The 12,841-nt window shown below is 74.1% G+C and carries 6 protein-coding genes; all 6 read right to left on the reverse strand.

Translation table 11 applies throughout. The features are described 5' to 3' along the window. Positions 1 to 167: 167 nt before the first annotated feature. Entirely contained in the window at positions 168 to 3,389 is a 3,222-nt protein-coding gene (gene tmk, locus IE265_RS17490) for a dTMP kinase (protein ID WP_190036514.1), read from the reverse strand. 151 nt (positions 3,390 to 3,540) lie between these two features. Further along, positions 3,541 to 6,363 (reverse strand): type I DNA topoisomerase, encoded by a 2,823-nt coding sequence (gene topA, locus IE265_RS17495; protein WP_190036515.1) that lies wholly within the window; start codon positions 6,361 to 6,363, stop codon positions 3,541 to 3,543. A 725-nt stretch (positions 6,364 to 7,088) separates the two neighbouring features. Then, on the reverse strand, positions 7,089 to 7,286 hold the full coding sequence (locus IE265_RS17500; protein WP_190036516.1) for a hypothetical protein: 198 nt from the start codon (positions 7,284 to 7,286) through the stop codon (positions 7,089 to 7,091). Between the two features lie 643 nt (positions 7,287 to 7,929). Further along, complete coding sequence (locus IE265_RS17505; RefSeq protein ID WP_190036517.1) at positions 7,930 to 10,248, reverse strand: serine/threonine-protein kinase; 2,319 nt, start codon at positions 10,246 to 10,248, stop codon at positions 7,930 to 7,932. A 280-nt stretch (positions 10,249 to 10,528) separates the two neighbouring features. Then, on the reverse strand, positions 10,529 to 12,088 hold the full coding sequence (locus IE265_RS17510; RefSeq protein WP_190036518.1) for a DUF7059 domain-containing protein: 1,560 nt from the start codon (positions 12,086 to 12,088) through the stop codon (positions 10,529 to 10,531). 90 nt (positions 12,089 to 12,178) lie between these two features. Then, positions 12,179 to 12,772, reverse strand: coding sequence for a small secreted protein (locus IE265_RS17515; RefSeq protein ID WP_190036519.1), 594 nt, complete (start codon positions 12,770 to 12,772; stop codon positions 12,179 to 12,181). Between the last annotated feature and the right edge of the window lie 69 nt (positions 12,773 to 12,841).

The following is a 12,841-nucleotide window of genomic DNA, read 5'->3' on the forward strand; positions in this document are numbered from 1 at the left end:
CCCGCCCGGCGCTCCGTCCGACCCGCCCGGAGCGCTGAGGTCGGAGTGCCCCGGAGCAGCGCGGGCCGAAGCGCACCAACCCGTCGCGCTCCGGCCCGTTTCGCGCCGATCCGAAGCGGACCAACCCGCTCCGACCCGGAGCACTCAGGACCTCAGCGCTCCGGACGTCAGCGCCTGCGGCGCCCCCGGCCCTCGTCGCGCTCGTCGTCGTCGCGGGACCCGAGCAGTTCGTCCGCCAGCGTCGGAAGGTCGTCCAGCGGGGTCTCCTCCGCCCAGTCGGGACGCGGGCGGCGCCGGGGCGTGCCCTCCTCGTCGACCTGCGGCAGCTCACGGGTCCCGGCGTCGGAGCGGCCGTCGTCCGCGGGCTCGTCCCGGAAGTACCCGGGCGGCACCCGGTCCTCGGCCGTGCTCCCGCGCTCGTCGCCACGCGCGCCGCCGGCGTCCCGTACGGGAGGAAGGACAGCGGTCTCGTCGGCTGCGGGCCCGCGCCCCACGGGAGGCAGCACGGCCGTCTCGTCAGCGGCACCCTGCGGCCCAGGGGTCCGCGGCAGCACGGCCGTCTCGTCGGCGGGCGCCCCACCCGGTCCGCGCGAGGACACCGGAGGCAGCACGGCCGTCTCGTCGGCCCGTCCACCGGACAGGTCCCCCGGCTTCACGACCGGCGTCGGCACGGTGCTGTCGGTGTCACGCGCGGCCGGCTTCGAACGGGACGCCGCCGCCCCCGACGCCGCCCCGGAGGGCGCTCCCGTGCCCCAGGAGACCTCCGGAGTCCCACCGGCACCACCAGTACCAGCACTGGCGGCGGCCGCCTGGGCCTCGGCCGCGGCACGCCGCGCCTCCTCGGCCCGCAGCAGCGCCTCCTCGGCCTTCCGCTGCTTCTCCAGCCGCCGCTCCTCGGCCTCGGCCCGGAGCCGCGCCTCCTCCTCGGCCTGCTTGCGGCGGCGCTCCTCCTCGGCCGCGCGGGCCTGCTCCTCGGCGAGGCGGCGGGCCCGCTCCTCCTCGGCGCGCACACGGGCGGCCTCGGCGCGCTGCCGCGCCTCCTCGGCCTGCCGCTCGGCCTCGCGCCGCTGCGCCTCCTCCAGCTCGCGCTGCTTGCGCTCCTCCTCCTCGGCGCGCAGCCGGGCGAGCTGCTCCTGGCGCTCGCGCTCCAGCCGCTCCTCCTCGGCCTTGCGGGCGGCCTCCTCCTCGGCGCGCCGCCTGGCCTCCTCCTCGGCCGCCTTCCGCGCCTCCTCCTGGGCCTTCACCTCGGCCTCGGAGAGGGGCAGCACCACGTCGAGGCGGTGGCGGATCACGGTGGTGACGGCCTCGGGCTCCTGGGCCGCGTCGACGACCAGGTAGCGCGTGGGATCGGCGGCGGCGAGGGTCAGGAACCCGGACCGCACGCGCGCGTGGAACTCGGCGGGCTCCGACTCCAGCCGGTCGGGTGCCTCGGTGAACCGCTCGCGGGCGGCCTCGGGCGACACGTCCAGCAGGACCGTCAGGTGCGGGACGAGTCCGTTCGTCGCCCAGCGGTTGATACGGGAGATCTCCGTCGGGGACAGGTCGCGGCCCGCTCCCTGGTAGGCGACCGAGGAGTCGATGTACCGGTCGGAGATCACGATCGCGCCCCGCTCCAGCGCCGGCCGCACCACGGTGTCCACGTGCTCCGCGCGGTCGGCCGCGTACAGCAGGGCCTCCGCTCGGTGCGACAGGCCGGCGGACGACACGTCGAGCAGGATCGACCGCAGACGCTTGCCGACGGGCGTGGCTCCCGGCTCGCGCGTGACCACGACCTCGTGGCCCTTGGCGCGCACCCAGTCGGCGAGCGCCTCGGCCTGCGTCGACTTCCCGGCCCCGTCGCCGCCTTCGAGCGCGATGAAGAAGCCGTTCACGGCGGGGGTCGGAGCCGGGTCGTCGCCGCCGCGCAGCGCGTCGCGCAGGTCGTGCCTGAGCGGTACGCCGGAACGGTCGTCGGCCTTGGCGAGGACCAGCGCGGCGACCGGCAGCAGCAGCGCGCCGACCAGCATCAGGGTGAAGGCGGCACCGCCGTGCGCGAACACGAACTTGCCGTTCTCCAGGCGGTGCGGCCCGATGGCGGCGGCCACGAGGGGGGCCACCAGCGCGCCGAGCGCCACGGAGACCCGTACGACCGCGTGCAGGTGCTCCGTCGTCCGCGCGCGGCGGTAGTCCTCCGCCTCCTGGTCGAGCAGGGCGTGCCCGGTGTTCGCGGCGACACCCGCGCCGACGCCCGCGAGCCCCTGGATCAGGAGCACGGTGGTGACGTCGGGGACGAGGCCCGCGGCGAGGAGCGCCACTCCGGTGAACGCGATCGCGAGCGCGAGCAGCCTGCGGCGGGACAGGGAGGGCAGCAGCCTGGGGGCCGTGCGGATGCCGATCACGACACCGCCGGTCAGGGCGAGCGTCAGCAGCCCGTACGTCACCGGCCCGCCGCCCAGGTCCTTGGCGTGCAGCACGGAGACGGCGACGGCCGCGGCGACGGCCCCGGCGACGGAGGCGCAGGCGAGCACCAGCAGCGGGATGGCCCCGGTGCGGCCCTTGTCCACGCCGGTGCCCGTCCTGGGGCGGCGCAGCCCTTCGAGCGGGGACCGCGCGCGAGGGGTCCGCGTGTCGGGGAGTTCGAGGAAGGTGAGCACCGACAGGGACGCGGCGAACAGGCCGGCGGCGACGTACGAGGCGAGCGCCGCCTGGTGCTGCGCGAACCACGCGAGCCCGGCGCCCAGCAGGTTGTTGACGAGCGCGGCGGCGATCAGCGTGGCGGCCGCGAGGGGCACCGCCGCGAATCCCGTACGCAGCGACAGGCGCCGCAGCGTGTCCATGTGGTCCGGCAGCGGGCGGACGGTGGCGCCCTCCAGCGGCGGCGCGGGCAGCAGCGCGGGCGCCGCGCTCTCGCGGCACACCGTCCAGAACCGCTCGGCGACACCGATCACGAACGCCGTCACCAGCAGCACCGCGAGGGCGTTGTCCGGGGTCCAGTCGATCCACAGGGGCGCGACGATCAGCAGCGCGGCCCGCAGCCCGTCCGCGCCGACCATGGTCCAGCGCCGGTCGAGCGGGCCCTCCTGCGAGGTGAGGGACGTGAGCGGGCCGAGGAGCACGGCTCCGAACAGCAGCGTCGCGAGGATCCGCGCGCCGAAGACGGTCGACACGGCGAGGGCCGCCCCGCGGTAGCCGCCGCCGAAGGCACCCTCGGAGACCGCCGCCTGGAGCGCGAGCAGCACCAGCACAAGCAGGGCGAGCGCGTCGCCGATGCCTCCCACCAGTTGGGCGCTCCACAGGCGCCTCAGCTGCGGTACACGCAGCAGCGCCCGGACGGCGCGCTCCCGTGAATCTGCGACCAGGGCGTCGTCGGGGGCCGGATTGTGGGCCGTTGGCTGCTCGGCTCGCGTCATCCTGACAGCCTATCCGGACGTGACGCGTCCCCGTAGGGCCGCCCGAACATGCGAACGCCCCCGACATCAAGTGATACGGGGGCGTTCGTTTCGCGAACCGGAGGTGAAGGTCCTGTCCCGCCGGACCGGCCCGTCTCCGGGAGGTGAGGGCTCAGTCCTCGGCGGGCGCCTGCGAGGCCGTCGCCTTCTTGGCGGCCGTCTTCGCCGTGGTCTTCTTGGCCGCCGTCTTGGTCGCCGTGGTCTTCTTGGCGGCCGTCTTCTTCGCCGGGGCCTTCTTCGCGGGCGCCTTCTTGGCAGGCGCCTTCTTCGCGGTCTTCTTGGCCGGGGCCTTCGCGCGCTTCTCCGCGAGCAGCTCGTAGCCGCGCTCGGGCGTGATGTCCTCGACGCTGTCGCCGGACCGCAGGGTGGCGTTGGTCTCGCCGTCGGTCACGTACGGGCCGAACCGGCCGTCCTTGACCACGACGGGCTTCGCGCTGACCGGGTCCTCGCCCAGCTCCTTGAGCGGCGGCTTGGCGGCCGCGCGGCCCCGCTGCTTGGGCTGCGCGTAGATCGCGAGGGCCTCTTCGAGGGTGATCGTGAAGAGCTGGTCCTCGCTGGTGAGGGAACGCGAGTCCGTGCCCTTCTTGAGGTACGGCCCGTAGCGCCCGTTCTGCGCGGTGATCTCCACGCCCTCGGCGTCCGCGCCCACGACACGCGGCAGCGACATCAGCTTGAGCGCGTCCTCCAGCGTCACCGTGTCCAGGGACATCGACTTGAAGAGGGAGGCGGTCCGCGGCTTCACCGCGTTCTTGCCGGTCTTCGGGGTGCCCTCGGGGAGCACCTCGGTGACGTACGGCCCGTAGCGGCCGTCCCTGGCGATGATCTGGTGGCCCGACTGCGGGTCGGCGCCCAGCTCGAAGTCGCCGCTCGGCTTGGCGAGCAGCTCCTCGGCGAGGTCGGCGGTCAGCTCGTCGGGTGCCAGGTCCTCGGGTACGTCGGCGCGCTGGTGGTTCTCGGAGTCCTTCTCGCCCCGCTCGACGTACGGGCCGTAGCGGCCGACGCGCAGCACGATGTCGTTGGCGACGGGGAAGGAGGACACCTCGCGGGCGTCGATGGCGCCCAGGTCGGTGACGAGTTCCTTGAGGCCGCCCAGGTGGTCGCCGTCGCCGTTGCCCGCCTCGGCGGCGCCGGTCGCCTCGCCCTCGCCGAAGTAGAAGCGCCGCAGCCACGGCACGGCCTGCGCCTCGCCCCGCGCGATGCGGTCGAGGTCGTCCTCCATCTTGGCGGTGAAGTCGTAGTCGACGAGCCGCCCGAAGTGCTTCTCCAGGAGGTTGACCACGGCGAAGCTCAGGAAGGAGGGCACCAGGGCCGTCCCCTTCTTGAACACGTACCCGCGGTCGAGGATCGTGCCGATGATCGACGCGTACGTCGACGGGCGGCCGATCTCGCGCTCCTCGAGCTCCTTGACCAGGCTGGCCTCGGTGTAGCGGGCCGGGGGCTTGGTGGCGTGGCCGTCGACCGAGATCTCGTCGGCGGACAGCGCGTCGCCCTCGGTGACCTGCGGCAGCCGTCGCTCGCGGTCGTCCAGCTCGGCGTTCGGGTCGTCCGCGCCCTCGACGTACGCCTTCAGGAAGCCGTGGAAGGTGATCGTCTTGCCGGACGCGCTGAACTCGGCGTCGCGGCCGTCGGAGGAGGTGCCCGCGATCTTCACGGTGACGGAGTTGCCGACCGCGTCCTTCATCTGGGAGGCGACGGTCCGCTTCCAGATCAGCTCGTAGAGCCTGAACTGGTCACCGGTCAGGCCCGTCTCGGCGGGGGTGCGGAAACGATCGCCCGAGGGGCGGATCGCCTCGTGCGCCTCCTGCGCGTTCTTGACCTTGCCGGCGTACGTACGCGGCTTGTCCGGCAGGTAGTTCGCGCCGTAGAGCTGCGTGACCTGGGCCCGGGCCGCGGAGACCGCGGTGTCCGAGAGGGTCGTGGAGTCCGTACGCATGTAGGTGATGAAGCCGTTCTCGTACAGCTTCTGCGCCACCTGCATCGTGGCCTTCGCGCCGAAGCCCAGCTTGCGGCTGGCCTCCTGCTGGAGGGTCGTCGTACGGAACGGCGCGTAGGGCGAGCGGCGGTACGGCTTCGACTCGACCGAGCGCACCGCGAAGTTCGTGTCCTGGAGGGCGGCGGTGAGCGCGCGGGCGTTCGCCTCGTCCAGGTGGAGCGTGTTGGCGCCCTTGATCTGCCCCAGCGAGTCGAAGTCGCGGCCCTGGGCGACCCGCTTGCCGTCGACGGCGGTCAGCCGGGCGACCAGGGTGGACGGGTCGCTCGCGTCACCCGTGCGGCCGGTGCCGAAGGTGCCGGTCAGGTCCCAGTACTCGGCCGATCGGAAGGCGATGCGCTCGCGCTCCCGCTCGACGACGAGACGGGTGGCCACGGACTGGACGCGGCCCGCCGACAGCTTCGGCATGACCTTCTTCCACAGGACCGGCGAGACCTCGTAGCCGTAGAGGCGGTCGAGGATGCGGCGGGTCTCCTGGGCGTCGACCATGCGCTGGTTGAGCTCGCGCGGGTTGGCGACGGCGCTGCGGATCGCGTCCTTGGTGATCTCGTGGAAGACCATCCGGTGGACGGGGACCTTGGGCTTGAGGACTTCGAGGAGGTGCCACGCGATGGCCTCGCCCTCGCGGTCCTCATCGGTGGCGAGGAAGAGCTCGTCGGAGTCCTTCAGCAGGTCCTTGAGCTTCTTGACCTGGGCCCTCTTGTCGGCGTTGACCACATAGATCGGCTGGAAGTCGTTGTCGACGTCCACGCCGAGGCGGCGGACCTCACCGGTGTACTTCTCGGGCACCTCCGCGGCGCCGTTGGGGAGGTCACGGATGTGCCCGACACTCGCTTCGACGACGTAGCCGGGGCCGAGATAGCCCTTGATCGTCTTCGCCTTGGCAGGCGACTCGACGATGACGAGTCGGCGGCCGCCGTGTGCGGTCTCGCTGGTCGGGGACAACTTCGCTCTTCTCTCCGGTCGACGCAGGGGGTCTGCCCCAGGCCTGGATCCCGGGGGTCGGGTCGTGCTGACGCTGCGGAGTGTGACGGTACATCCCGCCCCCGTGTCAAACGGGAAAAGCCCGCAACGGCCACTCGAACGGTAACCCGACTCCCGCCATTCCTGCCGCCCGGAGTGCCGACCTGCCGGTTCGGACCTATCCGGAGGGTGACTTCCCAGTTACCAGAAGGCACCGTTCCCCCTGGTCCCCGACCACCTCGCGGGCCGCCCGCCGGTGGCGAATCCGGGACCGCGGAAGCGGCCGTTCCAGGTGGGGCGGAGAGAGGAGGGGGAGAGGGGGAGCAGGTCGTTCCCGCCCGCGAGCGGGGAACGGCGGCGGCCCTGTCGGGACCGGGCGCGGCAGGGTTCGCCGGGCCGTGGAAGGCGGGGTCCGCCGACCGCTTCGTACCCGGCCCGCGGACCGCGGAACCCATGGAGTCCCTGGGCAGGACGCCCGCGGCGGGAGCCGGGCGCGGCGTACGCCGGACGCCCGGGCGCACGGCCGGCGCGGGCATCGGCCGGAACTTCGCGCGGGGTCCGGGCGCGCCACTGGCCGAACGGCCCGCGCATCGGTGGAAGGGCGGCGGTACCGCACCCGCGGACGGGCTCCGGGGACACGCCCCGGGAGCCGTCGGCCCGGCGTCGGCGAGCCGGCCGCCGGCCTCCCCGCGGGGAGGCCGCGGAAATCAGGTACGAGTGAAACACCACACGGCGAGAAGCAGCGCGGCCGTCCCGGCGAACGCGGCGACCGCCGCCGAGACGGCCGGGTTCGTGCCGTGGGCGACGGGTGCGCCCTGCCGCAGCCGGACCGCCGTCCACAGCACCAGCGCGGCGCCGAACACGGCGAACACCGACCCCGTGAAGATCGCGGGTCCGCTCTCCATGGTTCGTTCCCTCCGCCGTCGGGTGCTCCGGACCGGGACGCTGGCACCTCGGGAAGACCGGCACGCGAACCCCGGGTGAACGGGGGACGCACAGGACCGGTGCGTCCCCCGTACGGCCCCCGGCACGGCAGCCCGCGCGTCGCGCCGGGGGCCCCGATTCCCCCGTCCGCCGCGCGGATGCCAGGCGGATGCCAGGCGGATGCCGCACGGGACATCGGCGGGCCGCGGACCACTGAGCCGGCCATGCCGGGCCGCGCCTTGCCTGGCCGTGCGGGGCCTTGCCCCGCCGGGCCCAGACCTGTGGGGCGGCCGTGCCAGGCAGTGCCTTGCCTGTCGGCTCGCGGTGCCTTGCCGGGCCGGGGCCACGTGGAGGTCGTGCCCCGCCCCGCGTATCGCGGCGTGCCGGGTCGGCCGGTCGGGCCGCGGCCCGTCCCGGTCCATCCCGTCGCGGCACGTCCCGTCGCGGCACGTCGGGTGGGCCCGGCCGGAATCGCGCGGCCCGGAGCACCCGGCGGAGGCGTGTCGGCGCACCCCCGGGGAGCCCGGCTCCGGTCGGACCCGTGCCCGCCCACGCTCCGGGCCGCCCGGCGGGGAGGCCGCCCGGTGGGGAGGCCGCCCGGTGGGGAGGCCGCCTGGTGGGTCCTCACGCCGTCCCGGGCGTCGGTATCCGGCCGCTCGTCCGCGTGCCGTCGGTCCGGCTCACCGTGCACACCGCCTTGGTGAACCCGTCGTTCCAGTCGTCCTCGTCGGCCACCCAGCCGTAGACGGTGCGCTCGGGACCGGACGCCCAGGCGGACTCGTACCGGTTGCCGCAGAGCTTGTTCGCGCTGTCGACGCCCTTCTTGTAGGCCATGTCCTCCGGAGCCTTGACGGTGCCTATCACCTGATCGCTGTGCGAGCGGGCGCAGTCGGTGAGCGGTGCCTTGTAGCCGTCGTCCACTTCCTTGTAGACCCAGCAGTCGCCGACGCTCATCTGACCGACCCACAACTCCGTGCCCTCGTCGCGGAAGCGCCCCACCTCACCCCCTATCGCCGCATGACGTCCCAGTACGAGACACGCCGTGGCTCCCCCGGCAGCGTCGAACCCCCGCCTCGTCGGTGTCACGGCGTAGACCCCCGCGTCCGGCAGCGCCAGCGCCGTCGGCCTGCTCCGCACCGCGCAGCGTGCGGCACCGCCGTCACGGGCGTCCGTGTAGTCGCTCGCCCTGTCGACGGCGACGACCTGGCCGTCCGGCCACTCCTCCGCGCAGTCCACGACACCCAGGTTCGGCACCGACGTGAAGGGCTCCCCCGACCAGACCGCCTTCACGCAGTCCCCGGTCTTCAACGGCTCGGTGAGTCCGACCTGTTCGCCGTACGGGTGGCCGGGGCCGCCGCGGTCGTCGGACGTTCCGCCGTCGTCGGCCGAGGACGTGCCGCCGCCGGCCGTGTCGTCCTTCGTGCCCCCTCCGAGCGAGACGACCGCCCACACCCCGCCGCCGATCGCCAGCACCAGGGCGAAGACGATCGCGACGACGGCCCCGGCCGGCAGCCCCCGTGACCGCGTGCCCGGGGCGCCGCCCGCGTACGGCGGAGCGACTCCACCCCCTCCGTGCGGTGCGGGGAGGCCGACACTCCCGAAGGCGAGGGGCGGAGAGCCGCCCGCGTACGGCGAGGGATGCGGTCCGCCCGCGTACGGATTCCAGGGGTCGTACGGGCTCCGGGCGCCGGGCCCCTGCCAGGAGTCAGGCGTCGCGCCCGACCGCGCGGGAGGGCTGCCCTGGACCAGCGGGGTGTTCGGGGTCTGCGGCGTCTGTTGGCGTGTCTGCGGGGTCTGGGGGGCCTGGGGGGCCTGGGGGGCCTGTGGAGTCCGGGGGGTGCCGAAGCCCTCCGGGCCGCCCCGCGGAGGGTTCGCCGGAGTGCCCTGCGGGGTGTGCGGGGTGTGCGGGGTGTGCGGGGTCCCGTGTCCGGGAAGGCCGCCCGGCGCCGGGCCCGGCGTCTCCGCGGGCTGCCACGGCCCCGGCCCGCCGGGCGGGTGGGCGGGGGCCGGCCACGGAGTGCCGCCCGCGGCGGGGCCCGCCCCCGGTGGAGAGCCGGGGAGCCGGCCCGCCCGCGGACCCTGCGCCACCCGCTCCAGGCCGCGCGCCACCGCCTCCGGCGGGAGCCTGCGCACCGGGTCCTTGATGAGCAGGCCGTGCAGCACCGGCGCCAGTTCACCGGCCCGCTCGGGGATCGCGGGCTCCTCGCTCAGCAGGGCCGTCAGCGTGGCGTACTCGCCGTGGCGGTCGAACGGACCCTGCCCCTCGACCGCCGCGTACAGCGTGGCGCCCAGGGAGAACAGGTCGGCCGCCGGTGTGGGCGGCTCGCCGCGCGCCCGCTCGGGCGCGAGGTAGCCGGGTGTGCCGAGGATGCCCGCCGTGGCGGTGAGTCTCGGCTCCCGGGACTCGGGCCGGAGCGCGATGCCGTAGTCGGTGAGCAGCACGCGCGCGTACGGATCGGCCGAGGCGCCCGGCGCCAGAAGGATGTTGGCCGGTTTCACGTCCCTGTGGAGGATCCCGATCCGGTGCCCCGCGGTGAGCGCGTCGAGCACGGCGAGTCCGATCCGGGCCGTCTGCTCGGGCGACAGCGGACCGGAGCGCCGGACGACGGCCTGGAGGTCGACCGCGTCCGGCACGAACTCCATGACGATCCACGGCAGCCCTTCGTGCATCAACACGTCGTGCACGGTGGCCACATGGGGATGGCCCCGCAGCCGCGCCGCGTTCCTCGCCTCGCTGCGGGCCCGCGCGATGCGCTGTGCGGGCTCGGCCGCGTCCACGGGCACCTCGGGCAGCGCGATCTCCTTGATGGAGACCTCGCAGTCCAACTCCTCGTCGTACGCCAGCCAGACCCGGCCCATGCCCCCCGCGCCCAGGGCGCGCAGCAGCCGGTACCGCCCGCCGATCAGCCTGCCCGCGCCCCGGTCCGGTGTGCCCCCCGACATACGGCCTCCCCCGAGACAGCGCGCCTCCCCCGAGGACGCGTGCGTTCTGTCTCTTGAAAGGTAGCCTCGCACGCCCCACTGACAGGAGCCCTTTTGACGGCCGATCCCGTCGGAGCGGACACACGCGCCCCAGTGGTACGAAACAGCCCCTGCCGTACCCGGCGCCGACCGCACCCCACGAGGACGGCCCCCGCAGGGCCGGGCTCCGCAGGGCCGGGCTCCGCGACGGGACGGGGCAGGGCGCGCCGGTCCGACCACCCGGCGCGCCACGGCCCGGGGCTCAGGAGACCGGTTCGAGGAACCCCTGCTCGACCAGCAGCCGGATCTGCGCGGGCGTCCGGTCCCTCAGCAGGACGGGGTCCTCCCCGACGAGTTGGGCGATGGCGTCCAGGATGCGGCCCGCGCTCAGCGTGCCGTCGCAGACACCGGTGAAGCCCGCGCCGACCGTGTCCACCTTCGTCGCACGCCGCATCCCGCGGTGCTGCCGCAGCACGACGTGCTCCGGGTCCTCGGCGCCGGGCAGTCCCACCTGCTCCTGCACGATCTCGCCGGCGAGCCTGAAGTGCCCGGCCAGCAGGGCCGCGTCGTCGTGCGACCGCAGGTAGTCGACCCGCCTGAAGTGGTCGCGGACGGTGTCGCCGAGCGGCTGCTCGACGGAGTGCGGCCATTCCTCGACGACGATCGAGGGCTCCGCGGCCCCCGTCCTGTGCAGGCTGATCCAGCCGAAGCCGACGGCCTTGACCTTGCGGGCCTCGAACTCGTCCAGCCAGGCGTCGTACCGCTCCCGGTACTCCTCGGGGTCGCTCCGGTGGTCGCCCGCGTCGCGCAGCCACAGTTCCGCGTACTGCGTGACGTCCTGCACCTCGCGCTGCACGATCCACGCGTCGCAGCCGCGGGGCACCCAGGACCGCAGCCGGTCCTGCCACTCCTCGCCCTCCACGTGCTGCCAGTTGGCGAGGAACTGGGCGTAACCCCCCTCGTTCAGGCGCGCGCCCGACTCCTGGACGAGCGTGCGGCACAGGTCGTCGCCGCCCATCCCGCCGTCCCGGTAGGTGAGCCGGGCACCGGGAGAGATCACGAAGGGCGGATTGGAGACGATCAGGTCGTACGTGTCCTCGCCCACCGGCTCGAACAGGGAGCCCTCGCGCAGGTCCGCGGCGGGGGCGCCCGAGAGGGCGAGCGTGAGCGCGGCGATGTGCAGCGCGCGCGGGTTGAGGTCGGTGGCCGTCACGCGCGTGGCGTGCTGGGCGGCGTGCAGCGCCTGGATCCCGGAGCCGGTGCCGAGGTCGAGCGCCGAGGCGACGGGCTCGCGCACGGTGATGCCCGCGAGGGTCGTGGACGCGCCGCCCACGCCGAGCACGACGCCCTCCTCGTGGCCGGCGGCGCCACCGGCCCCGCCGACCGCGCAGCCCAGGTCCGAGACGATGAACCAGTCCTCGCCGTCAGGTCCGCCGTACGGCCGTACGTCCACGGCCGCCGCGATGCCGTCCTCGCCGTCCGTGGTCAGCCAGCCGGCCTCCAGGCACTCCGCGACCGGCAGGACGTCCGCCACGCGCGCGCGGGGCACCGGCCGCTGGAGCAGGAACAGCCGTACGACGGCCGCCAGCGGCGAGTCTCCGCGGGTCGCCCGGAGCGCGGGGACGGTCTCGCTGCGCGCCAGCGCCGCGTACGCGGGGGCGCCGAGCAGTTCGAGGAGCCCGTCCGCGCTGAAGGAGACGGCCAGGAGCGCGTCCCGCAGGCGCGCGGTGACATCGGGGCGGTCGGACGAGGGCAGCGGTGCCAGGCTGGTGTGACTCACTCCCCCATTGTGTCCGCTCCCGGGGGCGCGCGCAGAGGGCATGCGTGCGCGAGGGGCCCGGCACGCGCGTGCCGGGCCCCTCGCGCACGGACCGGTCGGCCGGTCGGCCCGGGATCAGGCCTTGCGCCGGGATCAGGCCTTGCTGGCCGACGGGGCCGTCGAAGCCGACTTGCAGCTCTCCTGCTCGGCCATCGCCTTGCCGACGTCGCCCTCCTCCAGCTTCGCGAGGGCGTCGTTGCCGCTCTGGCTCAGCTTGTCGAGCTGGGTGGCGATGCCCTTGAGGCCGTCGGCGAACTTCGCCTGGTCCTTCGTGTCGAGGTCGTCGACCTGCTTCTTGAGGTCGGCGTACGACGAGGAGATGGTGTTCAGCTCCTTGACGGCGTCCGTCTGCTTCTTCTCACCGTCCTCGACGTCCGGCGCTCCGGCCTTGTCCACGGCCGTGCCGATCGCCTTGTAGGCGTCGGACATGTCCTGGAACGCCTGGGAGTCGGTCTTCTGGACGTCCTCCGGAGTGCTGTTGTCCGAGGTCTGGTTCTGGATCGCGGTGTTGGCGGCCTCGATCTTCTTGGCCTGCGGCTGCACGGCGTCGCAGACCTGCTTGGCCCAGGAGTTCAGCTTGTCGTTGCTGCCGTCGTCACTACTGCATCCCGACAGCGCCAGTACCAGTACCGCACCGCCGGACAGCGCGGCCGCGAGCTTCTTGTTCACCGGATTGGTCCCTTCCATGGCTCTCGGCCCCGGAACATACACGCCAATCGGGGGACACCCGCGAGACAAGGGTCCGGTTCATCCGTT

Origin of the sequence: Streptomyces fructofermentans (genome assembly GCF_014651055.1) — a bacterium.
GTDB lineage: Bacteria > Actinomycetota > Actinomycetes > Streptomycetales > Streptomycetaceae > Streptomyces > Streptomyces fructofermentans.

Coding starts and splice junctions, on each gene's coding strand:
- tmk (WP_190036514.1), bottom strand. CDS start 3,389: ATGACGCGAGCCGAGCAGCCAACGGCCCACAATCCGGCCCCCGACGAC.
- IE265_RS17500 (WP_190036516.1), bottom strand. CDS start 7,286: ATGGAGAGCGGACCCGCGATCTTCACGGGGTCGGTGTTCGCCGTGTTC.
- IE265_RS17505 (WP_190036517.1), bottom strand. CDS start 10,248: ATGTCGGGGGGCACACCGGACCGGGGCGCGGGCAGGCTGATCGGCGGG.
- IE265_RS17510 (WP_190036518.1), bottom strand. CDS start 12,088: ATGCCCTCTGCGCGCGCCCCCGGGAGCGGACACAATGGGGGAGTGAGT.
- IE265_RS17515 (WP_190036519.1), bottom strand. CDS start 12,772: ATGGAAGGGACCAATCCGGTGAACAAGAAGCTCGCGGCCGCGCTGTCC.